Origin of the sequence: Pseudomonas asgharzadehiana (assembly GCF_019139815.1) — a bacterium.
GTDB classification, from domain to species: Bacteria; Pseudomonadota; Gammaproteobacteria; order Pseudomonadales; family Pseudomonadaceae; genus Aquipseudomonas; species Aquipseudomonas asgharzadehiana.
This window is the reverse complement of record NZ_CP077079.1, coordinates 1,865,861-1,891,374: the sequence shown is the minus strand read 5'-3', so window position 1 is coordinate 1,891,374 and position 25,514 is coordinate 1,865,861. Positions and strand designations below refer to the sequence as shown.

Below are 25,514 nucleotides of genomic sequence, written 5' to 3'. Positions count from 1 at the left end.
GGGCGAATCTTCATCCGCCCCCCTGTGTGCCCGCTTATTCCTGCGGTTCTTCTTCGTCTGCGGCAGCGTCGAGGGTCGGCTCGTCGACGTTGTCATCGCCTGCTGCGATCACCTCGCCTTCAAACGCGTCCCCTTCCAGCTCTTCGCCTTCGACTTCCGATGGTTCCTGGACGCGCTCCAGGCCTACCAGTGTTTCGTCGCTAGCCAGCTTGATCAGCGTCACGCCCTGGGTGTTACGGCCCAGGCTCGACACTTCGGCCACACGAGTACGTACGAGGGTGCCCTGGTCGGAAATCAGCATGATCTCCTCGCCATCGAGCACCTGCACCGCGCCGACCAGACGACCGTTGCGGTCGTTGCTGACCATGGCGATAACGCCCTGGCCGCCACGCTTGTACTCCGGGAACTCGCTGATAGCGGTGCGCTTGCCATAACCGCGCGCCGAAGCGGTGAGGATCTGGCTGCCTTCTTCCGGAATCAGCATCGAAATCAGCTTCTGCCCTTCCGGCAGGCGCATGCCACGCACACCGCGGGCAGTACGGCCCATGGCGCGAACGTCGGATTCCTTGAAGCGCGTGACTTTGCCGCCGTCGGAGAACAGCATGACTTCGCGCTCGCCGTCAGTGATGGCTGCGGAGATCAGCACGTCGCCTTCATCCAGCTCCAGGGCGATCAAGCCCACGCTGCGCTGGCGGCTGAAGGACTCCAGCGGGGTCTTCTTCACGGTGCCTTTGGCGGTCGCCATGAAGATGAAGTGACCTTCGGTGTACTCCTCGACCGGCAGCATGGTGGTGATGTATTCATCGCTGTCCAGCGGCAGCAGGTTGACCAACGGACGACCACGGGCGGCACGGGAGGCCTCCGGGATTTCGTAGGTCTTGAGCCAGTACACCTTGCCCTTGCTGGAGAACAGCAGCAGCGTGGTGTGGCTGTTGGCGACCAGCAGGTGAGCGATGTAGTCCTCATCCTTCACGCCAGTAGCCGATTTACCCTTACCACCACGACGCTGAGCCTGGTACGCGGCCAGCGGCTGGGTCTTGGCGTAGCCACCGTGGGAGATGGTCACCACGCGCTCTTCTTCCGGGATCATGTCACCCAGGGTCAGGTCGAGGCGCGCATCGAGGATTTCGGTGCGGCGCACGTCGCCGTATTCGGCGCGGATCACTTCCAGTTCTTCGCGGATCACTTCCATCAGGCGCACGGCGCTGTTGAGGATGCGGATCAGCTCGCCGATCTGGTTGAGAATCTCCTGGTACTCGGCCAGCAGTTTCTCGTGTTCCAGGCCGGTCAAGCGGTGCAGACGCAGTTCCAGGATGGCCTGGGCCTGTTCCGGCGACAGGAAGTACTTGCCGTCACGCAGGCCGTATTGCGGATCCAGGGTCTCCGGACGGCAGGAATCGGCGCCGGCACGTTCAACCATCGCCACTACGGCGCTGGATTCCCATGGCATCTTGATCAGCGCTTCCTTGGCTTCCGACGGCGTCGGCGAAGCTTTGATCAGGGCGATCACCGGGTCGATGTTCGACAGCGCAACCGCCTGGCCTTCCAGGATGTGGCCGCGTTCGCGAGCCTTGCGCAGTTCGAACACGGTACGGCGGGTGACCACTTCGCGACGGTGACGCACGAAGGCTTCCAGCAGATCCTTGAGGTTCAGGATGCGCGGGCGACCGTCGATCAGCGCGACGACGTTGATACCAAACACGCTTTGCAGCTGGGTCTGGGCGTAGAGGTTGTTGAGGATCACCTCCGGCACTTCGCCACGACGCAGCTCGATCACCACGCGCATACCGTCTTTGTCGGACTCGTCGCGCAGCTCGGTGATGCCTTCGAGCTTCTTCTCTTTAACCAGCTCGGCGATCTTCTCGATCAGGCGCGCCTTGTTCAACTGGTACGGCAGTTCGGTGATGACGATCTGCTGGCGACCACCGACCTTGTCGATGTCTTCGATGATCGAGCGGGCGCGCATGTAAATGCGGCCACGGCCGGTGCGGTAGGCTTCGATGATGCCGGCGCGACCGTTGATGATCGCGGCGGTCGGGAAGTCCGGGCCAGGGATGTACTGCATCAGCTCATCGACGGTCAGCTCGGGGTTGTCGATGAGGGCCAGGCAACCGTCGATGACTTCACCGAGGTTGTGCGGCGGGATGTTGGTGGCCATGCCCACGGCGATACCGCTGGAACCGTTGACCAGCAGGTTGGGGATCTTGGTGGGCATTACAGCCGGGATCATTTCGGTGCCGTCGTAGTTCGGCACCCAGTCCACGGTTTCTTTATGCAGGTCGGCCAGCAGCTCGTGCGCCAGCTTGGTCATGCGCACTTCGGTGTATCGCATGGCCGCGGCGTTGTCGCCGTCGACCGAACCGAAGTTACCCTGGCCGTCTACCAGCAGGTAGCGCAGGGAAAACGGCTGGGCCATCCGAACGATGGTGTCGTACACCGCAGTGTCGCCGTGAGGGTGATACTTACCGATCACGTCACCGACAACACGGGCAGATTTCTTGTACGGCTTGTTCCAGTCGTTACCCAGCTCGCTCATCGCGAACAGCACACGCCGGTGCACGGGCTTCAAGCCATCGCGCGCATCAGGCAGTGCCCGACCGACAATTACGCTCATCGCGTAGTCGAGGTAGGACTGTTTCAGCTCGTCTTCGATATTGACCGGGAGGATTTCTTTGGCCAGTTCGCCCATGAGAAGCCTGATTCCTTTTTCGGGTGAAACCTCGTCACATCCATATGGGACGAACGAAGCTCGCCGCTGCCGACAGAGTGCCTGGCAACGACTTACGACAAATCAACGAGTTATGACACGGATCTGCGCGTTATAGGCCACCCCTTGGGGCAGCCCTGGAAACCGCCGGATGTTATCACAATCGCCGCCACGCACCTATCCCCCTGATGCGCATGGAGCATAGTAAGTTGACGGATGACAGGCTTGAGGGGGACGAGAGAGGCTCAGAGGTGGGGTGGTGCTGTTTTTTGCGGGTGGATCCGGGAGTTTTATTGACTTTAAGGGCCAATCGGGGGCAAGCCCCTCCCACACTTGAAGGGTGAACACAGTCAAAATGTGGGAGGGAGCTTGCTCCCGATAGTCATTTCACAGACACCACGGCCCTCAATGCAGGCGTTTACGGCACATCAGTTGGGCCAGCTTGGCAGTGTCGGGCCGTTCAACGATGCCTTTTTCGGTCACGATCACGTCAATGAGGTCGGCGGGGGTCACGTCAAACACCGGGTTGTAGGCGCTCACATCGGCAGCGAAACGCTGGCCGGCCACTTCCAGCAGCTCGCCCGCATCACGCTCTTCAAGGGCAACGTCATCGCCGGTCGCCATCATCAAGTCGAGGGTCGAACTCGCGGCCACCACCATAAAGCGCACACCGTGGTGCATCGCACACACGGCCAGTTGATACGTGCCGATCTTGCTGATGACGTCGCCATTGGCCGCGATGCAATCCGCGCCGACGATCACCCAGGTCACGCCCTTGGACTTGAGAATATGCGCACCGGCCGAGTCGGCATTGATCATGACCGGGATACCCTCTCCCACCAGCTCCCAGGCGGTCAGCCGTGAACCTTGCAACCACGGCCGGGTTTCGTTGGCGTAAACCTGCTCGACCATGCCTTCCAGGAAGGCTGCGCGGATCACCCCCAGAGCCGTGCCCACGCCACCGCAGGCCAAGGCGCCGGCATTGCCGTGAGTGAGGATCGCCTGGGCATTGCCCTGGTTCTTGCGGATCAGCTCAACGCCAAGTTGAGCCATGGTCAGGTTGGCTTCGCGGTCGGTTTGGTGGATCGCAATCGCTTCGGCTTCGAGCAGCGCCAGCGGGTCGGCGTGTTTTGTGATGCGGTCCAGGCGGTCGCGCATGCGCTTGAGGGCCCAGAACAGGTTGGATGCCGTCGGACGGCTATCGGCCAGGAGTGCGTAGTCTTCTTCCCACGCAGCCTGCCAGTCACCGCCCTCTGCGATGCGTTCACGGGCGGCAAGCACCAGGCCATAAGCCGCGCTGATCCCAATGGCCGGCGCACCACGCACGACCATCGAACGAATGGCTGCAGCCACTTCGTCAGCCGTGGAGCAGGCCACCCAGCTTTCCCGGGACGGCAAGGCGCGCTGATCGAGCAGGTACAGCGTGCCGTCGCGCCAATCGATGGCCTTCACTTTCTCCGCAGCCAACAGTCGATCGCGCATCCCTTACTCCGCACTCATGAACAAAAGCCGCCGATTATAGCGATCCGCCAGCCAGGACGCTCGGGTATACTTCGCCCTTCTTTATATAGCTGCCCAGGAAGAAGCCTGCGATGACCGCCACTGCCGCCCCGCTCGACTTGCTGTTGCTGCCAACCTGGCTGGTACCGGTCGAACCCGCCGGCGTGGTGCTCAAGGAGCATGGCCTGGGCATTCGAGATGGGCGCATTGCATTCATCGGGCCACGCGCGGCGGCGCTGAAACTGGCGGCCACCGAAGTGCGCGAGCTACCGGGCATGCTCCTCAGCCCCGGCTTGATCAACGCTCACGGGCATGCCGCAATGAGCCTGTTTCGCGGGCTGGCCGACGACCTGCCACTGATGACCTGGCTGGAAAAACACATCTGGCCCGCCGAAGCCAAATGGGTCGATGAAGCCTTCGTGCGTGACGGCACCGATCTGGCCATTGCCGAGCAACTCAAGGGCGGCATCACCTGCTTCAGCGACATGTACTTCTACCCCAAGGTCGCCAGTGACTGCGTGCACAACAGCGGCATGCGCGCGCAAATTGCCATTCCGATCCTCGATTTCCCGATTCCCGGCGCCAGCAGTGCCGATGAGGCGATTCGCCAGGGCATCGAGCTGTTCAGCGACCTCAAGCATCATCCCCGCATCAAGATTACCTTCGGCCCACACGCGCCCTACACCGTGTGCGACGACAACCTGGAAAAGATCCGGGTCATCGCCGAAGAACTCGACGCCGCAATCCACATGCATGTGCATGAAACCGCCGTTGAAGTGCAGCAAGCGATCGAGAGCACCGGCGAGCGGCCACTGGCGCGCCTGAGCCGCCTCGGCCTGTTGGGCCCACGCTTCCAGGCCGTTCACATGACCCAAATCAGCGAAGACGACCTGGCTTTACTGGTAGAAAGCAACACCAGTGTCATCCATTGCCCGGAATCGAACCTCAAACTGGCCAGCGGCTTCTGCCCGGTGGAGCGTCTGTGGCAGGCTGGGGTCAATGTGGCCATCGGCACCGACGGCGCCGCCAGCAATAATGACCTGGACCTGCTGGGCGAAACCCGCACGGCGGCGATGCTGGCCAAGGCCGTCGCCGGGTCGGCCACCGCCCTGGACGCCCACCGCGCCCTGCGCATGGCCACGCTCAACGGTGCCCGCGCCATGGGCCTGGAAAGCCAGATTGGCTCGCTGGAAATCGGCAAGGCCGCGGACATTGTCGCGTTCGACCTGTCGGGGCTGGCGCAACAACCGATCTACGATCCGGTCTCACAGCTTATCTACGCCACCGGACGCGATTGCGTGAAACACCTTTGGGTCGCCGGCAAGCAGTTGCTCGACGACCGGCAACTGACCCGCATGGATGAACAACAGTTGACCGCCACGGCCATTGCCTGGGGCCAACGCATCAGCGGCCACCGCGAATAACGTCGGCGTTGAACCCGCGTTCAACGCCGACAAACCGATTATCAGCTTCAGAGGAACCACCATGAGCAACGTCGACCACGCCGAAATCGCCAAATTCGAAGCCCTGGCTCACCGCTGGTGGGACCGTGAAAGCGAATTCAAGCCCCTGCACGACATCAACCCACTGCGGGTCAACTGGATCGACGAACGCGTCAACCTGGCCGGCAAGAAGGTCCTGGATGTCGGGTGCGGCGGCGGCATCCTGAGCGAAGCCATGGCCCAGCGCGGTGCCACGGTGATGGGCATCGACATGGGCGAAGCGCCTCTGGCCGTGGCCCAACTGCACCAACTGGAATCCGGCGTGAGCGTGGAATATCGCCAGATCACCGCCGAAGCCCTGGCCGAGGAAATGCCCGAGCAGTTCGACGTGGTGACGTGCCTCGAGATGCTCGAACACGTACCGGACCCGTCTTCGGTGATCCGCGCCTGTTTCCGTATGGTCAAGCCCGGCGGCCAGGTGTTCTTCTCCACCATCAACCGCAACCCCAAGGCCTACCTGTTCGCGATCATCGGCGCCGAATACATCATGAAGCTGCTGCCGCGCGGCACCCATGACTTCAAGAAATTTATCCGCCCGTCCGAACTCGGCGCCTGGAGCCGCCAGGCCGGCCTGACCGTCAAGGACATCATCGGCCTGACCTACAACCCGCTGACCAAGCACTACAAGCTGGCCAGCGACGTCGACGTCAACTACATGATCCAGACCCTGCGCGAGGAGTAAGCCTGTGAAGTTGCGAGCGGTTCTCTTCGACATGGACGGTACGCTGCTGGACACCGCGCCGGACTTTATCGCCATCTGCCAGGCCATGCGCGCCGATCGTGACCTGGCGCCGATCAACCCCGAGCACATCCGCGATGAAATTTCCGGTGGCGCACGGGCGATGGTCGCCGTGACCTTCTCGATGGACCCGGAGTCGCCAGGTTTCGAGGAACTGCGCCTGGAATTTCTGGAGCGCTACCTGAAGGGCTGCGCGGTTCACAGCCGCTTGTTCGACGGCATGGCCGAGCTGCTGGAAGACATCGAAAAGGCCCACCTGATCTGGGGCGTGGTCACCAACAAACCCGTGCGCTTCGCCGAACCGATCATGCAGCAATTGGGCCTGGCCGAGCGCTCGGCCGTGCTGATCTGCCCGGACCACGTGACCAACAGCAAACCAGACCCGGAACCGATGATCCTCGCATGCAAGATGCTCGGCCTCGACCCGGCCAGCGTGCTGTTCGTGGGCGATGACCTGCGCGATATCGAATCCGGCCGTGACGCCGGCACCCGCACGGCGGCGGTCACCTACGGCTATATCCACCCGGACGACAACCCGCGTCATTGGGGCGCGGATGTGGTGGTGGACCACCCGCTGGAACTGCGCAAGGTGCTGGACAACGCGCTGTGCAGTTGCTGATAGCGCCCACACGCTAATGACCGATGAAGATTAAAAAATGTGGGAAGGGGCTTGCCTCCTCCCACAGGGGATCTTCAGTGTTTTCAAATTCGAGGCTATTTATGTTTGATTATTCTGCCCCCCCAGAACTGCTCAAAGGCCGGGTCATCCTGGTGACCGGCGCCGGTCGCGGGATTGGCGCGGCAGCGGCGAAAACCTATGCCGCTCATGGTGCCACCGTGCTGTTGCTGGGCAAGACCGAAGCCAACCTGGCGCAGGTGTATGACGAAATCGAAGCGGCGGGCCACCCGCAACCGGTGGTCATCCCGTTCAACCTGGAGACCGCCCTGCCCCATCAGTACGATGAGCTGGCGGCGATGATCGAAAAAGAATTCGGCCGCCTCGATGGCCTGTTGCACAACGCCTCGATCATTGGCCCGCGTACGCCGATCGAGCAGTTGTCTGGTGAGAATTTCATGCGGGTGATGCACATCAACGTCAACGCGATGTTCATGCTCACCAGCACTTTGCTGCCGCTGCTCAAGTTGTCCCAGGATGCGTCGGTGGTGTTCACCTCCAGCAGCGTCGGGCGCAAGGGCCGTGCGTATTGGGGGGCTTACGGTGTGTCGAAGTTTGCCACTGAAGGCTTGATGCAAACCCTGGCCGACGAGCTTGAGGACGTGGCGGCGGTGCGCGCCAACAGCATCAACCCAGGCGGTACGCGCACCAGCATGCGGGCCCAGGCGTATCCGGGAGAAAACCCGATGGAAAGGCCGGCACCGCAAGAGATCATGCCGGTATACCTTTACCTGATGGGGCCGGACAGTACCGGCATCAATGGGCAGGCGTTTGATGCGCAGTAAACCCTGACACCACCGGAACAACAGGTGGGAGGGGGCTTGCTCTCGATAGCGGTGAGCCAGTCACAGATGCGGTGACTGACACCCTGCTATCGGGAGCAAGCCCCCTCTCACATTTTTTTACAGCGGTGCTTCCTAGTTTTTTACCACTTCTTCAAGCGTGAAACGGCCGAGCGGGTTCTGCAGGAAGTGACTCACATTCTTGCGTGAGATATTGATGTACGGGCTGTAGTACAGATCGATCCAGTTCACATCCTGTTTGGCCAGTTTCTGCAACTCCACATACATCTGCTCGCGCTTGACCGGGTCGGCCTCGATGCGCGCTGCCGCGACCAGGTCCTTGACCTTGTCGTTCTTGTAGCGGGTCATGTAGTTCTGGTTGGTGTCGTGACCCAGCACGAAGGTGGTTTTCTGGTCCGGGTCGAGGATGTCGTTGGTCCAGTACATCACCGAAATATCGTATTCACCGTCCACCAGCATCTGCCAGCTTTGGGTTGGGTCGACCTTTTGCAGGTTGGCGGTGACGCCGACCTTGGCCAGCTGATCCTTGATGATCACCGCAATCTGCTCGTCGGCTTCGTTGCCGGCGTTGACCACGTAGTTCAGCTTCAAACCCTCGGCGCCGGCAGCGGCCAGCAATTTCTTGGCCTCGGCCGGGTCGTATGGGCGTTGCAGGTTGTTGGCGTAGTGGTACAGCGAGCCTTTGGGAATGTAGGAATAGGCCACGGTGCCTTGACCATAAGTGGCGGTCTTGACCAGCGATTGTTTGTCGATGGCCATGTCCAGCGCCTGACGCACTTCGGGTTTGGCCAGCAGGCCGTGGGCGTGGTTGATCAGCAGGTGATCTTCACGGGTGGACGGGTCGGCATGGATCACCACGTTCTTGTCTTTCTTCAATTCGTCAACCCGCGAGAACGGTACGAAGATCGCCGTGTCGAGTTCGTTGTTCTGCACCATGCGCATGCGCGTGTTGTCATCGGTCACCGAGACCCATTCCACGCCGTCGAGGCTGACGTTCGTGGCCTGCCAGAAGTTCGGGTTTTTCTTGAGGATTACCCGATCGCCCTTGCGCCACTCATCCACGGTAAACGCCCCGGAGGTCACCGGGTTTTCCGAGTAGGCGTCTTCGCCCATTTTGGTCATGGCTTTTTCCGACAGGATCGACACGGTCGGCGACGCCAATTGCGAGAGAAAGGCGACCGCCGGGGTCTTGAGGGTCACCACCAGGGTTTTCGCGTCTGCGGCCTTGGCCGTATCGATCAGGTTGAAAGGGTCTGCCCACAGCGAGGCTTTGTTATCGCGGATGCGCAACAGGCTGAATGCCGCGTCATCAGCAGTGATCGAGGTGCCGTCGGAGAACTTCGCGTCGCGCAGTTTGAAGGTGTAGGTCAGGCCGTCCTTGGAAATCTCCCAGCTTTGCGCCAGGCCCGGCACCATCTTGGTGCCCAGGTTATCCACGCGGACCAGGGTGTCGTAGACGTTGGCGAACACCCAGGTATCGCGGTTCTGCGCGCTTTTGATCGGGTCAAACGTGGTGCTGTCTTCACGGCAGCCGATGGTCAAAACGCCAGCGGCCTGGGCCAGGCCGGCAGTGAGGGACCAAGCGGTCAGCGTGGCGGCGGCGAGCAACTTCAAGTGGCGCGATTGCATGTCATAACTCCTTGTTTATGGACGGCAGAAAGGGTCAATGGCTCTTCAAGCACGCAACTGTACCGATGCTCGTGCAGAAAATGGGTCGGCGGCAACACCACGGAACACATGGCGCGCGCATAGCCGCAACGCGGGTGAAAGGCACAACCGGTGGGTAAGTTCAGTGGGCTGGGCGGCTCGCCCGGCAAGGGCTCGGCAGGCAATGGCCGATGCGGATCGATCTGCGGAATCGCCTGGATCAACGCCGCCGTGTACGGATGACGCGGTGTGGTGAACACCGCCTCCACCGGGCCTTCCTCGACGATCTTGCCCAGGTACATCACCGCCACGCGGTCGCACAGGCGCCGCACAATGGCTAGGTCATGGGCGATGAACAGGATCGCCAGGTTCATACGCTGTTGCAGTTCCAACAGCAGGTTGATGATCTGGCCCTGGATCGACACATCCAGCGCCGCCACGCACTCATCGGCGATGATCAGGCGGGGTTCTACCGCCAGGGCCCGGGCGATACCGACGCGCTGGCATTGCCCGCCGCTGAGGGAGCCGGGTTTGCGGCCGGCCAACTCAGGGCGCAGCCCCACCAACTCCAGCAGTTCATTGACGCGGGCGGGAATGTGCTCTGCGGTCACTTTGCGCTGCACGCGCAAAACTTCGGCGATGGTTTCGCCAATGGTATGGCGCGGGTTCAGCGCGGCGTAGGGGTCCTGGAAGATCATTGCCGTTTCCTGGCGCAGGCGCGTGATGTCGATCGCGCTGCCATGGGCCATGTCGACCCCGTCGAACAGCACCTGCCCGGCGCTGATCGGGTTGAGGTGCAAAATCGCGCGGCCGAGGGTGCTTTTGCCGCTGCCGGACTCGCCCACCAAGCCGAGGGTTTGGCCTGCGGCGAGGTTCAACGAAACCCCGTTCACCGCCCTCACCCACTGTTTGTTCAGGCCCAACAGGCCAGTGCCGGACGCGGCAAAACGTACCTCCAGGTCCTTGATCTGCAACAGGCTCATGGGCGCGCTCCCAACGGATAGTGACAAGCCACCCGCACGCCTTCAGGCAAGCGTTCGGTACACAAGGCGCCGACCTGCGGGCAGCGCGGGTTGAAGCGGCAGCCGGCGGGTAATGCATCGAGCAAGGGCGGTTGGCCGGCGATGGTGCGCAACAGGGCGTGGCCGCTGCTGTGGGCCGGCTGGCAGTCGATCAGGCCAGCGGTGTAGGGATGTTGCGGATGCGCCAGTACGTCGTACTTGCTGCCGTGCTCGCACAGGCGCCCGGCGTACATCACCGCGATGGAATCACAGGTTTGCGCCACCACGCCGAGGTCGTGGGTGATCATGATGATCGACAACCCGTGCCGGTCACGCAGCGCCAGCAACAACCGCAGGATTTGCGCCTGCACGGTCACATCAAGCGCCGTGGTCGGCTCGTCGGCGATCAATACCTTCGGCTTGCAGCCCAGGGCCACTGCGATCATTGCGCGTTGGCGCATGCCGCCGGAAAACTCGTGAGGGTAGTTGTCGACCCGCGCCTGGGGGTCGGGAATGCCCACTTGGCGCAGCACGTCGATGGCCGCCAGGCGTGCGTCTTTTTTCGACGCGCCTTGATGCAGGCGAATACCTTCGGCGATTTGTTCGCCGATGCGCATCAGCGGGTCCAGGTGGCTGCTGGGGTTCTGGAAAATCATGCCCAGTTGCCCGCCACGCACCGCGCGCATGCCGGCCTCGTCCAATTGCAGAAGGTCCTGGCCGGCCAGGCGCACCGCCGCGCCTTGTACCCGCAAACCGGGCGACGGCAGCAGGCGCATCAGGCCACGACAGGCCATGGTCTTGCCCGAGCCGCTCTCGCCCACCAAACCAAGGATTTCGCCTTCGGCCAGGTCAAACGACACGCGGTCGACCAGGGTCACATCGCGCCCGGCATTGTTGGCGATCACACTCAGGTCGCGCACCTGTAACAGGCTCATGAGCGCTCCCCCAACACTTGCGCCACGCCATCGGCCAGCAGGCTGAAGCCCATGGCCAGGGTCACGATGGCCAGCCCCGGAAAAGTGCAGATCCACCACGCAGTGGTAATAAACGCCTGCCCTTCGGCGACCATGGTGCCCCACTCGGCGGTGGGCGGCTGCACGCCGAGGCCCAGATAACTCACGGCCGCGCCATTCAGCAGCACCAACACCGCATCCGACATGGAAAACACAATCGAGCCAAACAGGGCATTGGGCAGCAAGTGCCGGAACAGGATGCGCCCATGGCCAAAACCCAGGCTCTTGGCGGCCAGGGCGAAGTCGCTTTCCTTGAGCACCAGGATCTGCGAACGGATCAGCCGTGCATACGAGACCCATCCCACCAGCGCCATGGCGATATAGAAACTCTTCAAGCCCGGGCCGAGGATGGCCATGATCGCCAGCATCAGCACCAGGAACGGGAACGCCAGGACCACATCGATCACACGCATGCAGAGGCTGTCGAAACGCCCGCCGATATAGCCCGACACCGCGCCGATAAAGGTGCCGATCATGAACGGGAAGATCACCCCGATAATCGCCAGTTGCAGGTCGATGCGCGCGCCCCAGATCACCCGCGACAGAATGTCTCGGCCGTAGTTATCGGTGCCGAATGGATGGGCCAGGTGAGGGCCGAGCAAACTGATATCGGTGTTCTGCGCAATCGGGTCATACGGCGCAATCCACGGCGCAAACAGCGCGAGGCCAAACCACGCCAGCAGGATCGACAGCCCCCACGCCGCCGTCAGCCGACCATTGCGAAAACCAAAACGCAGACGCAAGCGCCAAGGGGCAATCAGTGGGCGGCTGCTCATCGCATATTCACCCGCGGGTCGAGGGCCACGGTCGCCACGTCCGCGAGGAAGTTGACCACCACCGTCGCGCAGGCCAGCACCATGGCCACGCCCTGCACCACCATGTAATCGCGGGTAAAGATGCCGCGGACCAATAGCTGGCCAATACCGGGAATGGCAAACAGGCTTTCAATCACCACCGTGCCGCTGATCAGCCAGCCGATATTCACCGCCAGCAGGTTGACCGCCGGCACCAGGGAGTTGGGCAACACATGCCGGCGAAACACCGCTGCCTCCGACAACCCGCGCGCCCTGGCCGCAGTGACGTGATCGGCCTGCAACTCCATCAACATGCCCGCCCGCAGGTTGCGTACCAGCACCGCCGACAGCGCCAGCGCGATAGTCAGGCACGGCAACACCATGTGGTGCGCCTTGTCCAGCCAGGTGCGCCCGTAGCCCGACACAGGGAACAGCCCCCATTGGACACTGAGCAGCAAAATCAGCATCAAGCCCAGCCAAAAGGCCGGCATACCCAGGCCAACGGTGGTGAACACGCGGATCAGGTTATCCGCCCAGCGGCCTTGGTTGCGCGCGGCCAACGTCGCCAATGGCAGCGCAATCAGCAGTGCCAGCAGGACACTGCCGAGCACCAGCACCAAGGTCGGTTCGATGCGGGTGACGATCAGTTTCAAGGCGTCGACCTTGTACAGCAGCGATTGCCCGAGGTCGCCCTTGAGCAGGTTCTTCAGGAAGTAGAAATATTGCAGCCACAACGGCTGATCAAGGCCGTACTGGGCGCGGATTTTCAGCAAGGCATCCGGCGTGCTGCGTGAACCGAGCAAGGCGCGCGCCGGATCGCCGGGGATCGAGCGCACCAGCACAAAGGTGATCAGGCTGATGCCAAACAGCACCGGCAGCAATTGCAGCGGCCGGGACAGCACAAAACGGTAGCGCGCCAGGTTCATCGGTCAGCCTCGATGACGAGCGAGAAAGTCGAGCAGCACCGGGAAATACGCCTGGGGTTCTTCATAAAACGGCATATGGCTGCTGTTGGGAAAGACGTGCAATTGGGCGTGTCTGGCGGCCATTTTCATGCGCATGGCGCAGGCGGGGGTGAGTTCGTCGTGCTGGCCGGTGGTGATCAGTATGGGCATGGTGAAATCGGCCATCTCCTTGAGGCGGTTCCAGTCCTTGAGGTTGCCGACGTAGAGAAACTCGTTGGGGCCCTGCATGGTTTCGTACGGCCCCATGTTCCAGTCGCCGAGGGAGCGTTTGACCGGCTCGGGCCACTCATCCAGGCGGCACACGTGGCGGTAGTTGAGCAAGGTGATTGCGGCCTGGTACTGCGGGTGGTCGAGGGTACCCATGGCTTCGTGGCGTTGCATCATGGCCACGGTTTCGCTGCCCAGCGCGCCGCGCAGGCGTTCGAGCTCCTGGGACAGGTGCGGAATGTCGCCGACGGTGTTCTCGAGGATCAGGCTTTTGAGTGCGGCGGGGTAATAAATGGCGTATTCGATGCCCAACCAGCCACCCCATGAATGCCCAAGCAAATGCACGCGGCCCAGACCGAGGGCCTGGCGCACGGTTTCGACTTCTTCGACATAACGGCGGATTTCCCACAGGGAAACATCGGTCGGTCTGGCTGATGCGCCCGTGCCAAGCTGATCGAATGCAACCACTCGTAGGTTATGGTCCTTGAGCCAGCCATGGGCGTCGCGCAAGTAGTCACACGGCAAGCCCGGCCCGCCGTTGAGGCACAAGAGCACCTCATCGCCTTCGCCAAAGCTGTAGACCGCGAGGTTGTGGCCGTCGACTTGCACGGTGTACCGCTGGTCGGGGGCAATTTCACGCCACATGCATACATTCCTTGTGTTATCGGCCTGGTGGGTAGTGGCCGTTTACCACGCCAACACTACCGAGGATGCCGTGCGTCCATAACCTAGTATTTCTTATAGGTTTGGCCTGGCTGTCCTTCGCCGGGGCGTGGCATTCTACTTGCAGGAAGTCGAGATTCAAATGAATTCGGGAGCAGAACGGATGCTGGCCAAGCTAACTGCCGTCAATAATCGTCTGATGCCGGGCAGGAGCCTGGACGAGCAGATGGACAACGCTTTTATCCTCGCCCAGCAGTTGGGTTTCGATGCCTTGGTGTATGACTACACCCCGGTGCCGATCGATCAGGATGGTGCATTGATCACCCCCTCGGTGCTGGAACTGCGCAATACACCGCCAGGCTGGCACACCTTGTGGTGCAGCGAAGGTTTTTACCAGATAGACCCGGTGCAGCATCTGGCCCTGAGCACGGTTTCACCGTTTGTGTGGTCCTACGAAGCCAAGGCCGATACCCCGCTGCAGAAGATCATCGACCCCTGCCACGCGCCAGTTTCAACCTACCTGCACGACCAGCAACTGACCTGCGGCGTGAGTGTGCCCATCCACCTGCCCCGCGGCGGTTTTGCCTCGTTGACCGGCCTGCGCACCGGCAAGGCCCAGACCGTGCTGCAAGAGGCGCAGCACACGTTGTCGGATTTCAGCCTGATTTCCCACGCCTTGCAGGAAGCGGCCTACCCGCTATTCAGCAAGGAACTGCGCACCTACCCACATATCCACCTGACCAAACGCGAACGCGAATGCCTGAAATGGGCGGCCGAAGGCCTCACCGCCGCTGAAATCGCCACGCAGTTGAGCCGGTCACTGGCCGTGGTCACCCTGCACCTGGCCTCGGCGATGCACAAACTGGGCGCCAAAAACCGCGTACAGGCTGTGGTTCGCGCCACCCATTACCGCCTGCTCGACGACTGACTCCTCGGCAAAACCTAGCTGTTTTGCTAGTTACTTAAATGTTGCCGGCGGATTATCGTGCCCCTGATCGTTTTCTTCAGAGCAGGGTACGAAATGGAGTTCATCGAAAAGATCCGCGAAGGGTATGCAACGTTCGGCGCCTACCAGACCTGGTACCGCGTCACCGGCGACCTGGCCAGCGGCCGCACGCCGTTGGTCATCATCCACGGCGGCCCCGGTTGCACCCATGATTACGTCGACGCCTTCAAGGATGTCGCCGCCAGCGGCCACGCCGTGATCCACTACGACCAACTGGGCAATGGCCGCTCCACGCACCTACCCGATGAAGCCGCGTCTTTCTGGACCGTCGACCTGTTCCTCAAAGAACTGGACAACTTGCTGGATCATCTGCAAATCAGCGACAACTACGCGATCCTCGGCCAGTCCTGGGGCGGCATGCTCGGCAGTGAACACGCGATTCTGCAACCTAAGGGGCTGCGCGCGTTTATCCCGGCCAACTCACCGACCTGTATGCGCACCTGGGTCAGCGAAGCCAACCGCCTGCGCAAATTGTTGCCAGAAGGCGTGCATGAAACCCTGCTCAAGCATGAAGCCGCCGGCACCTACCAGGACCCGGAATACCTCGCCGCCTCGCGAGTGTTCTATGACCAGCATGTGTGCCGCGTCAATCCGTGGCCGGAAGAGGTGGCGCGCACTTTCGCCCAGGTCGACTCGGACCCCACGGTGTACCACGCGATGAGCGGCCCGACCGAGTTCCATGTGATCGGCAGTTTGAAGGATTGGAAATCCATTGGCCGCCTGTCGGCGATCAAGGTACCAACCCTGGTGATTTCCGGTCGGCATGACGAGGCTACACCGCTGGTGGTCAAGCCGTTCCTGGATGAAATTGCGGATGTGCGCTGGGCGCTGTTTGAAGACTCCAGCCACATGCCCCATGTGGAAGAACGCCAGGCGTGCATGGGCACAGTGGTGAAGTTTCTGGATGAGGCGTGTCCGGTGCCGCACGCAGAGCGCAAGGCCGGCTGAGTTCAATGTGTGGGAGGGGCGTGCCCCTCCCACACATTCAGACCTCGGAGGTCTCAGGTTTCGATGCGTGCCTTGAGGCTTGCTCCATCAACGGAATCTCCTTGCCCTCGGCATCGAACAACTTGCCGCCCCTGAAATAGTCCCCATCACGCAGCGCCGCCACATCGTGGAAGCACAAGCTGCGCTCGGTCCCCGCCACAAACACCGACTGCTGGTCCGAGTTGCCCGCCGTGAAATGGTTGAACGCCAGGTTCAACGCTATCGCCATGATCGCCGACGAACTGATGCCCGAATGGAAAATGGTCGCGAACCAGCTGGGGAACTGATCATAGAAACTTGGCGCGGCGATAGGAATCATGCCGAAACCAATGGACGTGGCGACGATAATCAAATTCATGTTGTTGCGGTAATCCACCTTGGACAAGGTGCGAATACCGCTGGCCGCCACGGTGCCGAACAGCACAATCCCGGCGCCGCCCAGCACTGACGTCGGCACTGCCGCGATCACCCGGCCCATGAACGGCAGCAGGCCGAGGATGACCAGAAACAGACCACCGGTGGCGACCACAAAGCGACTCTTCACCCCGGTCACCGCCACCAGGCCGACGTTCTGGGCGAACGCGCTCTGGGTGAACGAACCGAAGATCGGCGCAAACATACTCGACAGCATATCGGCGCGAAGGCCGTTACCCAGGCGTTTGGAGTCGACCTTGGTGTCGATGATTTCGCCCACGGCCAGGATGTCGGCAGAAGTTTCCACCAGAGTCACCATCACCACGATGCACATGGAAATGATCGCGGCGAGGTGGAAGGTCGGCATGCCGAAATGGAAGGGTGTGGGAAAACCGAACATCGGCCCCTGGGTCACACCGGAGAAGTCTGCCATGCCGAGCAACACCGCAATCAGGGTGCCGATCACCATCGCCAACAGGATGGACAAGCGTGAGATGGTCGCGCTGCCGATCTTGCTTAGCAGCAGTACCAACACCAGCGTCAAGGCGGCCAGGCCGATATTGGGCATGCTGCCGAAATCCGCCGCGCGGCTGTTGCCGCCCATGGCCCAGCGCGCCGCAACGGGCATCAGGGTCAGGCCGATGGTGGTGATCACGATACCCGTGACCAAGGGTGGGAAGAACTTGGTGATCCTGGAGAACACCGGCGTGATCAGCAGCCCGATGAACGACGCAGCCATCACCGCCCCGAGAATCGCAGGCACCCCGCCAGCACCGTCGCTGCCGACAATCGCGACCATGGTGGCCACACCGGCAAACGACACGCCCTGCACCAGCGGCAACTGACACCCAAAGAACGGCAGGCCAAGGGTTTGCAACAGGGTGGCCAGGCCACCGGCAAACAACGACGCGGCGATCAACAAGCCAATATCCGCTGGGGATAACCCAGCCGCCTGGCCAACGATCAGGGGTACCGCGACGATGCCGCCGTACATGGTGAGCACATGCTGCAGGCCGTAAGCCATGTTGGCGGCGACGCCAAGATTCTCATCTTCCGGCCGCTGCGGTGACGCCTTCGGGATAGTCATGGTGAGGGGTTCTCTGTTTTTGTTGTGCGGCCACTGTATGCAATGTGAGGACTAGATGTCCATATAGTTGTATACAATCAACCGAACAAGATACCCTCCATCGGCGTTACAAAAACCACTCGGCCGCGATGAGCCAGAACGCCAAAGGACCTAGAACAATGAAAAAGGCATTACAGGGCGCCACCGTTGCACTGACCCTCCTCGGCGGCGGCGAGGCCGTTGCCATGGAATGGATGAACAACAGCGTCGGCTTTCGCTACGGCCAGCATTTCACCAATCCCAATAACCCCGACGACTTCAGCAAGCGCATCTACAGCTTCACCCACGCCAGCGGCTACCGCTACGGCAGCAATTTCCTCAACCTGGATGTGTTCCTGTCCGACAGCCGCGACCCGCGCAAGGGCACCGACCATGGCGGCAGCGAGGTGTACGCGGTGTATCGGCACCAGCTGTATGCCTCACGCGTCTTCGACATGCCGCCGGGCACCGGGCTGATCAAGGATTACGCGTTGACCCTGGGTTTTGATGCCAACCGCAACAACAACTTCGCCTCGGCCAGAAAACGCGCGCTGGTGTTTGGCCCCACGCTGAAATTCAACAGCGTCGGTGTGCTGGATTTGAGCCTGATGTACTACAAGGAAAAGAACCACACCGGCATCCCCGGCGCGCAAGAATCGAACCACACGTTTGATGACACCTACCTGCTCAACCTGACCTGGATGCGCCCGTTCGAGATCGCCAACCACACGGCTAAATTCCAGGGGTTTATCAATTACGTCGGGGAAAAAGGCGAGGACTATCATGGCCGTGACACGGCGCCGGAAGCGCTGATGCGCACGGCGCTGATGGTGGCGGTGCGGCCAGGCAAGAGCGTGAAGCCGAACCTGTACCTTGGGGTAGGTTATGAATACTGGCACAACAAGTTCGGTGTGGACGGTGGCCGGGGGAGCCGCACCTCCACGCCGACGCTGAACATGGAAGTGACGTTCTAGCGATGCACTTCATTCACTCAATCCACATGTGGGAGGGAGCAACCCCCTCCCACATTTTTACGCATTCTCAGTTCAGGCATTGGCCAGTTCGGCGGGGTCCGCCTTCGGCCGCGCCAGCCAATAGCCCAACACCGCCAACGGCGCAGTCGCCAGCATCACCATCACCGTGATCAACAACGGTTGTTCGATCATCGATGACACCAGCAGGCTGCTGAGGAAGCACAGCCCCAACTGCAAGGTGTTTTGCAGTGCTGCGGCCTTGCCGGAATTTTCCGAAAAGGGCATCAGCGCATTCGCGACCACGATCGGGTAACTGGCGCCGTTGACCAGCGCCATCAGGCAGAACGGAATCAGTAAGGTGGTGAGGGTCGGCACAGTCCAGGTGGCGACCATGTACAACGCCACCATGCTGATGCAGTAAGCCACCAGCAGCCAGGGCAGTAATGTCTTGCCCTGGAAACGCTGCAAGGCACTGCGACAACTGTAGCCACCCACCAGAAACGCCAGGGTTGGCGGCACATAGCTCAGGCCGATGTCATTGGGGCTGTAGCCCATGTCGCCAAGGATGAACGGCGAAGCCGTCAGCCAGGCGAAGAAACTGGCGGAGCAGGCGGCGAAGATCATCACGTTGCCGCTGAACACCCGAGACCTGAACAACTGCGCATAACCGAGGCGCGACGGCGTATGCGTCACATTTTTTGGCGTACGGCGCAGGCACACCGTCGGCAGCAGCAACAGCAGCGACACCCCCAGCAACACCCCGAAAATCGCCTGCCACCCCAAGTGATTCAGCACCATCGCGCCCAACAGCGGCGCCAGGGCGGGCGACAGTGACATCAACGGCATGATGCTGGCGAACACCCGGTGCGCCTTGTCGGCCGGGTAACGATCAATCACCAACGCTTGCCAGCTCACGGCAGCCGAGCACACACCAATCGCCTGCAGAAAGCGCAAGGCCAGGAGCTGCGGCGCCGTCTCGACCCAGAACATACCCGCGCAGCCCAGTACGAACAGACTCAACCCCACCAGCAGAATCGGCTTGCGCCCCAGTCGGTCGGACAACGGCCCCCACAACAACTGCCCCAACGCAAAACCGGCGAGGAAGATGCTCAAGCTGGCGCCCACCGCGCCAGCGCCGATCTGCAATTGCTCGCCCATGGCGCCGAACGCCGGCAAGTACATGTCCATGGCGAGATAACCAAGCATGCTCAGCCCCGCCAGGTACCAAGTGAACCCAAAAGAATTTTTCATCGAAACCTTGTTGAATCTGCCATCAAACCATTTGCTGACTGGCAGTCATTATGAAGCTGACATATTTTGTGTGAAGCGATAATAATTGGACACTATCATCAAAAAATTTGAAGGCAGCCCGTATGTGGTCTGAATACTCCCTGGAGGTAGTCGACGCGGTAGCGCGCCATGGCAGTTTCAGCGCCGCCGCCCAGGAATTGCATCGCGTGCCGTCGGCCATCAGCTATACGGTACGTCAGATTGAGGAGTGGCTGGCAGTGCCATTGTTTGTGCGGCGCCATCGCGACGTCGAACTGACCCCCGCCGGCCGCCTGTTTATCGACGAAGCCCGTGGCGTGATGAAAAAAATGCTCGGCACCCGGCGTTTGTGCCAGCAGGTGGCCAACGGCTGGAGTGGCCAGTTGAAGGTGGCGGTGGACTCTATCGTCAAACCTCAGCGCTGCCGGCAGTTGGTGCTGGATTTCTATCGGCGGTTCCCCGAGGTGGAGTTGCTGCTGGAGTACGAGGTGTACAACGGCGTGTGGGATGCCTTGGCCGACGAGCGTACCGACATTGTGATCGGCGCCACCAGCGCAGTGCCGGTGGCCAGCCGCTTTAGCTTTCGCGACATGGGGTTGTTGAACTGGCTGTGTGTCGTCAGTGCAACGCATCCCTTGGCCAACATTGAAGGGTTGCTCAGCGATGACCAACTGCGCCCGTTCGCCTCGCTGTGCATGACCGACACGTCGCGCAACCTGCCCAAGCGCGACACCTGGACCCTGGATAACCAACGTCGCCTGGTCGTACCGAACTGGGCGTCGGCCATCGATTGCCTGCGCGATGGCCTGTGCGTCGGCATGGCACCGGCGCATCAGGTATTGCCGTGGATCGAACGCGGCGAACTGGTGGCGCTGCAACTGACCCGACCCTTCCCCGCCAGCCCGTCGTGCGTGGCCTGGGCACAGGACAAGCTGTCCCCGGCCATGGCGTGGTTGCTGGCGTATCTGGGAGACACCGAGACGATGAATCAGGAATGGCTGAATGGGCATGACCTATAAGCCCGCAGTTTCAGCGCACTTCAATCCAATAGCCGGGTGATGGCCCGTACGATCATCTCGACCTCCTTGGCCTCCAGGGTCAGGGGCGGCAACAGGCGAATGACTTTGCCCCGCGTCACATTGATCAACAGCCCATGCTCGTGGGCGGCGCGCTGCGTCAGGTCGCGACTGGGGCTGGCCAGTTCGATGCCGATCATCAGGCCCCGCCCCCGAATCGCCAGTACCTGCGGATGTTCATCCAATTCCACCCGCAACCGCGCCAGCAAGCGTTCCCCCTGTTGCGCCGCGTTCTGCAACAGGCCTTGCTCTTCGATAATGTCGAGCACGGTGCAGCCTACTCGGCAGGCCAGCGGGTTGCCACCGAACGTGCTGCCGTGACTGCCCGGCGTGAACAACTGGGCCACCGCCGTGCGAGCCAGGCAGGCGCCGATGGGTACCCCGTTGCCCAGGCCTTTGGCCAGGGTCATCACGTCCGGCACGATACCTTCGTGCTGGAATGCAAACCAGGTACCGGTACGGCCGATACCGGTCTGGATTTCATCGAGCATCATCAGCCAGCCATGCCGGGTGCAGTGATCGCGCAGGGCGCGCAGGTAACCCGCGGGCGCCGGCATGACGCCGCTTTCGCCCTGGATCGGCTCCAGCAAGACCGCCGCGATCCGCGAGCCAAACGTTTGGGTGATCGCTTCAATGGCCGCCAGATCACCGAACCGGACCTTGAGAAAATCGCCGGGCAAACGTTGAAACCCAAGGCGTACCGACGGCCCATCGCTGGCCGCCATGGTGCCGAGGGTGCGGCCATGGAAGGCGTTTTCCATCACCACCACCAGCGGCTCTTCGATGCCTTTTTTCCAGCCATGCAACCGCGCCAGCTTCAGTGCGGCCTCGTTGGCTTCGGCGCCGGAGTTGTTGAAGAAGGCGCGGTCCAGGCCCGACAGCTGAGTGAGGCGCCGGGCCAGGCGTTGCTGCCAGTCGATGCTGTAGAGGTTGGATGTGTGCAATAACAAGCCGGCCTGTTCGCTGATGGCCGTCACCAGTTTCGGGTGAGAGTGCCCGACATTGGTCACCGCCACGCCTGCCACCGCATCCAGGTATTCGCGCCCCTGCTGATCCCACAGGCGCGTGCCCAGGCCGCGAGTAAAGCTCAAGGCCAAGGGTTGGTAGGTCGTCATCAGGCAGGTGGCGGTCATGGTGGCAAGCTCCAGTGCATCGTAGGGGTAGCTGAAGTATCGTTAACCACCCCAACTGGATAAACTGCGCCTTTCTGCAATGACTTTAAATCAGGGATTGATAATGGATCTGTTCCAGGCGATGTCGGTGTACGTAAAAGTGGTCGAGGCCGGCAGCATGACCGCCGCCGCCCATGCCTGCGGGATGTCGACCACGATGGTCGGCAATCACTTGCGCGCCTTGGAGCAACGCCTGGGTGTCAGCCTGCTCAAGCGCACCACGCGTAAACAAAGCCTCACGGAATTCGGCGGCCAGTATTACCAGCGCTGCCTTGAAGTACTGGGGCTGGTGGCCGACTCCGAGCAATTGGCGGAACAAGCGCACAGTGACGTGCCCAAAGGCACCTTGCGCATCACCGCCCCTCCGGCGTTCGGCACCGAGCGCCTGGCGCCGGCCTTGAGCGAGTTCTCCCAGCGCTACCCGCTGCTCAAGCTCTATGTCGTACTCAGCAATGAACGCATGGACCTGGTCGACAGCGGCTTCGACGTAGCGATCCGCCTGGGTGAACTGGAACCTTCAAGCCTGATCGCCCGGCCCCTGCAGGATTACACCATCACCCTCTGCGCGTCCCCGGACTACCTGGCGCAGCGCGGCACGCCCGCTCGCCCTGAAGACCTGCAACAGCACGACTGCCTGGCGTTCGCCTACCCCTCCACCGACGATTGGCGCAATGCCGACAAGCTATGGCGCATGACCGGGGAGCAAGGCGAAGTGGAGATTCCGGTGTCCGGCTCATTGACCATCAACAGCTCCCAGGCCCTGCGCCAAGTGGCGGTGCAAGGCATGGGCATCGTCATGCTGCCCGATGCCCTGGTGCAGCCCGACCTGCAGAGCGGCAAGCTCGTGGCCTTGCTGACCGACTATCAACTGCCCAGCCGGCCCATGCATTTGCTCTACGGCCAGGACCGTTACCGCCTGCCGAAACTGCGGGCGTTTGTCGATTTCGTCATGGAAAAGTGGGCGCGCTAAAAGCTCACGCCCAGCTCACGCAATCGTGCGGCGGTATGCTCGGCCGACACATGGTGAATGCCCTGCCAACCCAACGCGACGGCGGCGTCGATATTGCCGGCCACGTCATCGATAAACACCACTTCTGCGGGGCGGATATCCGGCAGGCACGCACCTGAGCCAGGCTGGCGTGGTAGATCGCCGGATCGGGCTTGATGAGTTTCAATTCGCCGGACACCACAATGTTGCGAAAACACTGCAGGAATGGGTAATGGGCCCGCGCATAGGGAAAGGTTTCGGCAGACCAGTTGGTGAGCCCGAACAGGGGCATATGGGCAGCATGCAGCGCATTGAGAATCGCCACCCCTTCCGGCAACGGGCCGCGCAGCATCTCGTGCCAACGCTCGTAATAAGCCTGGATCAAGGTTTCATGGCACGGGTATTGGTCGATGAGGGTGCGCGTTGCGTCGGCGAGCGTGCGCCCGGCGTCCTGCTCGGTGTTCCAGGCCTGGGTACAAATGGTGTCGAGAAACCATTGCCGTTCGTGGTCGTCGGCAATCAGCTTGCGGTACAGATGGTGCGGGCTCCAGTCGAACAGAACACCGCCGAAATCAAAAACTACTGCACGAATCGTCATCAGATCCTCCGTTGGCGCGGCTTGATAGCCGAAGGAGTCTGGCAGATCTGAAAAGCGGGAACTGCGCGCCGAAGCGTAAGAATTTTCTGAAACGTACACAACCAAACGTGGGAGGGGGCTTGCTCCCGATTGCGTCGGGCCAGACAGCTTATCGCTAGCTGACCCCTCGCTATCGGGAGCAAGCCCCCTCTCACATGTTCAACCGCGTTTAGGCTTGGACCAGACCGTTGATTTTGACGGTCGGGTTCACATCAGCATCGTAGTCCACACCCTTGACTTCAAAGCCGAACAACCGCATGAACTCTGCCTTGTAGCCGGCAAAATCGCTGATCTCGTTGACGTTCTCGTCGGTGACCTGGTTCCACAGCGCTGCCACGGCGTCCTGGACTTTCGGCTCCAGCTCGGCCAGGTCGGCACGCAGGCGGCCGTCGGCGTCGAGTTTCGGCTGGCTGCCGTACAGGCTGTCCTTGAACAGGCCGTAGACCTGCTCGATGCAGCCTTCATGAGTGCCCTGCTCTTTCATCACCTTGAACAGCAGCGACAGGTACAGCGGCATGATCGGGATCGCCGAGCTGGCCTGGGTGACCACGGCCTTGAGTACCGACACGCGGGCATCGCCCTTGAGCGCGGCGAGGTTGTCACGCAGGGTCAGGACTTTCTTGTCCAGGTCTTTCTTGGCTTCGCCGATGGAGCCGTTCCAGTAGATGTCCTGGGTCAGCTTCTCGCCGAGGTAGGTGAACGCGGTGGTCTTGGCGCCTTCGGCCAATACATCGGCGTCACGCAGGGCGTCGATCCACAGCTGCCAGTCTTCGCCGCCCATGACCTTCACGGTGCCGTCGATTTCTTCCTGGGTGGCCGGCTCCAGGGTGGTGTCGACCACAACGCCCTTGTCGGTGTTGATACCGCGCAGGGTCACGGCCTTGCCGATCGGCTTGAGGGTGGAGGTGTGCACCACGCCTTGCGGGTCGGTACGGCGTGGCGCGGCCAGGCTATAGACCACCAGGTCGATCTTGCCCAGATCTTTTTTGATGGTCTCGATGGTCAGGCGCTTGATCTCGTTGGAGAAGGCGTCGCCGTTGATGCTTTTGGCATACAGGCCTTTTTCAACGGCAAACTTCTCGAACGCGGCGCTGTTGTACCAGCCGGCGGTGCTCAGCTTGCCTTCTTCGCCTTCTTTCTCAAAAAACACGCCCAGGGTGTCGGCGCCGCAGCCAAACGCAGCACTGATGCGCGCGGCCAGGCCGTAGCCGGTGGAAGCGCCAAGAACCAGCACCTTCTTCGGGCCACCTTTGATTGCGCCGTGTTTGGTTACGTAGTCGATCTGTTCCTTGACGTTCGCCTCACAGCCAACAGGGTGAGCGGTCACACAGATAAAGCCACGAACCCGCGGTTTGATGATCATAAAATTTCTGCCTCTTCCAAGGTGCCGAAGGCCAGTGGTGGCCATTCAACTTCAATCGTACCGGTCTATGACGCCCGAAAAACCGAAGCGTCACGATAGTCGCAAATCTTCTGTTTACAAAATCCAATCCAAACACGGCCGGCAGCGCTTAAAAATGTGCAGGGTTTTCACAATTTCGCACTATTAAAAAACGCCTTTGCGGCGCGGAACGGCTTATTATGACGCAGTTGTTTCAATATGTTTCAAAACCCAACCACTCGCGGCCACGGATCCGGAACTGTCGAATGGCGTCCTGCTGGAGCGAAG

Annotated in this window: 21 protein-coding genes and 1 pseudogene; 9 read left to right on the top strand and 13 right to left on the bottom strand. The window is 61.2% G+C overall.

The features are described from left to right. Positions 1–34: 34 nt before the first annotated feature. Together gyrA and mtnA are read right to left on the bottom strand one after the other, a co-directional pair. Positions 35–2,689 carry a DNA gyrase subunit A gene (gene gyrA, locus KSS96_RS08725; protein WP_065877014.1) on the bottom strand — a complete coding sequence of 885 codons (2,655 nt, stop codon included), beginning with the start codon at positions 2,687–2,689 and terminating at the stop codon, positions 35–37. A gap of 423 nt (positions 2,690–3,112) precedes the next feature. Continuing rightward, positions 3,113–4,189: an S-methyl-5-thioribose-1-phosphate isomerase gene (gene mtnA / locus KSS96_RS08720; RefSeq protein WP_065877015.1), complete on the bottom strand. Its 1,077-nt coding sequence runs from the start codon at positions 4,187–4,189 to the stop codon at positions 3,113–3,115. 110 nt (positions 4,190–4,299) lie between these two features. Here mtnA and KSS96_RS08715 point away from each other — a divergent pair, with 110 nt between their 5' ends. The 4 genes from KSS96_RS08715 (at position 4,300) to KSS96_RS08700 (ending at position 7,909) form a co-directional block, all read left to right on the top strand. Beyond that, positions 4,300–5,631 carry a TRZ/ATZ family hydrolase gene (locus KSS96_RS08715; protein ID WP_116079485.1) on the top strand — a complete coding sequence of 444 codons (1,332 nt, stop codon included), beginning with the start codon at positions 4,300–4,302 and terminating at the stop codon, positions 5,629–5,631. 61 nt (positions 5,632–5,692) lie between these two features. Continuing rightward, a complete protein-coding gene (gene ubiG / locus KSS96_RS08710) occupies positions 5,693–6,391 on the top strand; it encodes a bifunctional 2-polyprenyl-6-hydroxyphenol methylase/3-demethylubiquinol 3-O-methyltransferase UbiG (RefSeq protein WP_003172645.1) in 699 nt (232 codons plus the stop codon). 4 nt (positions 6,392–6,395) lie between these two features. Further along, a complete protein-coding gene (mupP, locus tag KSS96_RS08705; protein ID WP_068933592.1) occupies positions 6,396–7,067 on the top strand; it encodes an N-acetylmuramic acid 6-phosphate phosphatase MupP in 672 nt (223 codons plus the stop codon). Positions 7,068–7,168: 101 nt separating this feature from the next. Then, on the top strand, positions 7,169–7,909 hold the full coding sequence (locus KSS96_RS08700; RefSeq protein WP_068933590.1) for a YciK family oxidoreductase: 741 nt from the start codon (positions 7,169–7,171) through the stop codon (positions 7,907–7,909). Positions 7,910–8,041: 132 nt separating this feature from the next. Here the strand turns inward: KSS96_RS08700 and KSS96_RS08695 are convergent, their stop codons facing one another. From KSS96_RS08695 to KSS96_RS08670, 6 genes are read right to left on the bottom strand one after another with little or no spacing between them, the layout of a single operon-like run. Continuing rightward, positions 8,042–9,556, bottom strand: a complete 1,515-nt coding sequence (locus KSS96_RS08695; RefSeq protein ID WP_065877018.1) for an ABC transporter substrate-binding protein — start codon at positions 9,554–9,556, stop codon at positions 8,042–8,044. Next, on the bottom strand, positions 9,538–10,557 hold the full coding sequence (locus tag KSS96_RS08690; protein ID WP_065877019.1) for an ABC transporter ATP-binding protein: 1,020 nt from the start codon (positions 10,555–10,557) through the stop codon (positions 9,538–9,540). Before KSS96_RS08690 ends, KSS96_RS08695 begins: the two co-directional genes overlap by 19 nt. Continuing rightward, the gene (locus KSS96_RS08685) at positions 10,554–11,510 is read right to left on the bottom strand and encodes an ABC transporter ATP-binding protein (protein WP_068931591.1); all 957 of its coding nucleotides are present in this window, start codon (positions 11,508–11,510) and stop codon (positions 10,554–10,556) included. The genes KSS96_RS08690 and KSS96_RS08685 overlap by 4 nt, the downstream gene beginning before the upstream one ends. Continuing rightward, entirely contained in the window at positions 11,507–12,364 is an 858-nt protein-coding gene (locus KSS96_RS08680; protein WP_017526607.1) for an ABC transporter permease, read from the bottom strand. Before KSS96_RS08680 ends, KSS96_RS08685 begins: the two co-directional genes overlap by 4 nt. Beyond that, entirely contained in the window at positions 12,361–13,308 is a 948-nt protein-coding gene (locus tag KSS96_RS08675) for an ABC transporter permease (protein ID WP_217856004.1), read from the bottom strand. The genes KSS96_RS08680 and KSS96_RS08675 overlap by 4 nt, the downstream gene beginning before the upstream one ends. 3 nt (positions 13,309–13,311) lie before the next feature. After that, on the bottom strand, positions 13,312–14,199 hold the full coding sequence (locus tag KSS96_RS08670) for a proline iminopeptidase-family hydrolase (RefSeq protein WP_017526609.1): 888 nt from the start codon (positions 14,197–14,199) through the stop codon (positions 13,312–13,314). Positions 14,200–14,380: 181 nt separating this feature from the next. Here KSS96_RS08670 and KSS96_RS08665 point away from each other — a divergent pair, with 181 nt between their 5' ends. After that, entirely contained in the window at positions 14,381–15,145 is a 765-nt protein-coding gene (locus tag KSS96_RS08665) for a LuxR family transcriptional regulator (RefSeq protein WP_017526610.1), read from the top strand. A 93-nt stretch (positions 15,146–15,238) separates the two neighbouring features. After that, the gene (locus KSS96_RS08660) at positions 15,239–16,171 is read left to right on the top strand and encodes a proline iminopeptidase-family hydrolase (protein WP_065877021.1); all 933 of its coding nucleotides are present in this window, start codon (positions 15,239–15,241) and stop codon (positions 16,169–16,171) included. Between the two features lie 37 nt (positions 16,172–16,208). On the opposite strand, the gene KSS96_RS08655 is transcribed toward KSS96_RS08660, so the two are convergent. Then, a complete protein-coding gene (locus KSS96_RS08655) occupies positions 16,209–17,711 on the bottom strand; it encodes a nucleobase:cation symporter-2 family protein (protein ID WP_017526612.1) in 1,503 nt (500 codons plus the stop codon). 158 nt (positions 17,712–17,869) lie between these two features. Here KSS96_RS08655 and KSS96_RS08650 point away from each other — a divergent pair, with 158 nt between their 5' ends. After that, positions 17,870–18,703 (top strand): nucleoside-binding protein, encoded by an 834-nt coding sequence (locus KSS96_RS08650; protein ID WP_217856002.1) that lies wholly within the window; start codon positions 17,870–17,872, stop codon positions 18,701–18,703. A gap of 72 nt (positions 18,704–18,775) precedes the next feature. On the opposite strand, the gene punC is transcribed toward KSS96_RS08650, so the two are convergent. After that, positions 18,776–19,954 carry a purine nucleoside transporter PunC gene (punC, locus tag KSS96_RS08645; RefSeq protein WP_017526614.1) on the bottom strand — a complete coding sequence of 393 codons (1,179 nt, stop codon included), beginning with the start codon at positions 19,952–19,954 and terminating at the stop codon, positions 18,776–18,778. Between the two features lie 122 nt (positions 19,955–20,076). On the opposite strand from punC, the gene punR reads away from it, so the two are divergent. Continuing rightward, complete coding sequence (gene punR / locus KSS96_RS08640; protein ID WP_017526615.1) at positions 20,077–20,991, top strand: DNA-binding transcriptional activator PunR; 915 nt, start codon at positions 20,077–20,079, stop codon at positions 20,989–20,991. A gap of 20 nt (positions 20,992–21,011) precedes the next feature. Here the strand turns inward: punR and KSS96_RS08635 are convergent, their stop codons facing one another. Then, positions 21,012–22,181, bottom strand: a complete 1,170-nt coding sequence (locus KSS96_RS08635; RefSeq protein WP_065877023.1) for an aspartate aminotransferase family protein — start codon at positions 22,179–22,181, stop codon at positions 21,012–21,014. 103 nt (positions 22,182–22,284) lie between these two features. Between KSS96_RS08635 and KSS96_RS08630 the strand changes: the two genes are divergently transcribed. Continuing rightward, positions 22,285–23,190, top strand: coding sequence for a LysR family transcriptional regulator (locus KSS96_RS08630; RefSeq protein WP_017526617.1), 906 nt, complete (start codon positions 22,285–22,287; stop codon positions 23,188–23,190). Here KSS96_RS08630 and KSS96_RS08625 read toward each other — a convergent pair. Both KSS96_RS08625 and fabV read right to left on the bottom strand, forming a co-directional pair. Then, positions 23,187–23,806 (bottom strand): annotated as a pseudogene (locus tag KSS96_RS08625) (HAD family hydrolase). The gene KSS96_RS08630 and the pseudogene KSS96_RS08625 overlap by 4 nt on opposite strands. Positions 23,807–24,014: 208 nt before the next feature. Further along, on the bottom strand, positions 24,015–25,208 hold the full coding sequence (fabV, locus tag KSS96_RS08620; protein WP_217856000.1) for an enoyl-ACP reductase FabV: 1,194 nt from the start codon (positions 25,206–25,208) through the stop codon (positions 24,015–24,017). Positions 25,209–25,514: the final 306 nt, after the last annotated feature.

Excerpts from the sequence above, each read along its gene's own strand:
- ubiG (WP_003172645.1), top strand. The coding sequence starts at position 5,693 with ATGAGCAACGTCGACCACGCCGAAATCGCCAAATTCGAAGCCCTGGCT.
- KSS96_RS08695 (WP_065877018.1), bottom strand. The coding sequence starts at position 9,556 with ATGCAATCGCGCCACTTGAAGTTGCTCGCCGCCGCCACGCTGACCGCT.
- KSS96_RS08690 (WP_065877019.1), bottom strand. The coding sequence starts at position 10,557 with ATGAGCCTGTTGCAGATCAAGGACCTGGAGGTACGTTTTGCCGCGTCC.
- punR (WP_017526615.1), top strand. The coding sequence starts at position 20,077 with ATGTGGTCTGAATACTCCCTGGAGGTAGTCGACGCGGTAGCGCGCCAT.
- KSS96_RS08635 (WP_065877023.1), bottom strand. The coding sequence starts at position 22,181 with ATGACCGCCACCTGCCTGATGACGACCTACCAACCCTTGGCCTTGAGC.
- KSS96_RS08655 (WP_017526612.1), bottom strand. The coding sequence starts at position 17,711 with ATGACTATCCCGAAGGCGTCACCGCAGCGGCCGGAAGATGAGAATCTT.
- punC (WP_017526614.1), bottom strand. The coding sequence starts at position 19,954 with ATGAAAAATTCTTTTGGGTTCACTTGGTACCTGGCGGGGCTGAGCATG.
- gyrA (WP_065877014.1), bottom strand. The coding sequence starts at position 2,689 with ATGGGCGAACTGGCCAAAGAAATCCTCCCGGTCAATATCGAAGACGAG.
- KSS96_RS08685 (WP_068931591.1), bottom strand. The coding sequence starts at position 11,510 with ATGAGCCTGTTACAGGTGCGCGACCTGAGTGTGATCGCCAACAATGCC.
- KSS96_RS08630 (WP_017526617.1), top strand. The coding sequence starts at position 22,285 with ATGGATCTGTTCCAGGCGATGTCGGTGTACGTAAAAGTGGTCGAGGCC.
- fabV (WP_217856000.1), bottom strand. The coding sequence starts at position 25,208 with ATGATCATCAAACCGCGGGTTCGTGGCTTTATCTGTGTGACCGCTCAC.
- KSS96_RS08675 (WP_217856004.1), bottom strand. The coding sequence starts at position 13,308 with ATGAACCTGGCGCGCTACCGTTTTGTGCTGTCCCGGCCGCTGCAATTG.
- KSS96_RS08665 (WP_017526610.1), top strand. The coding sequence starts at position 14,381 with ATGCTGGCCAAGCTAACTGCCGTCAATAATCGTCTGATGCCGGGCAGG.
- KSS96_RS08680 (WP_017526607.1), bottom strand. The coding sequence starts at position 12,364 with ATGAGCAGCCGCCCACTGATTGCCCCTTGGCGCTTGCGTCTGCGTTTT.
- KSS96_RS08670 (WP_017526609.1), bottom strand. The coding sequence starts at position 14,199 with ATGTGGCGTGAAATTGCCCCCGACCAGCGGTACACCGTGCAAGTCGAC.
- KSS96_RS08650 (WP_217856002.1), top strand. The coding sequence starts at position 17,870 with ATGAAAAAGGCATTACAGGGCGCCACCGTTGCACTGACCCTCCTCGGC.
- KSS96_RS08660 (WP_065877021.1), top strand. The coding sequence starts at position 15,239 with ATGGAGTTCATCGAAAAGATCCGCGAAGGGTATGCAACGTTCGGCGCC.
- mtnA (WP_065877015.1), bottom strand. The coding sequence starts at position 4,189 with ATGCGCGATCGACTGTTGGCTGCGGAGAAAGTGAAGGCCATCGATTGG.
- KSS96_RS08715 (WP_116079485.1), top strand. The coding sequence starts at position 4,300 with ATGACCGCCACTGCCGCCCCGCTCGACTTGCTGTTGCTGCCAACCTGG.
- KSS96_RS08700 (WP_068933590.1), top strand. The coding sequence starts at position 7,169 with ATGTTTGATTATTCTGCCCCCCCAGAACTGCTCAAAGGCCGGGTCATC.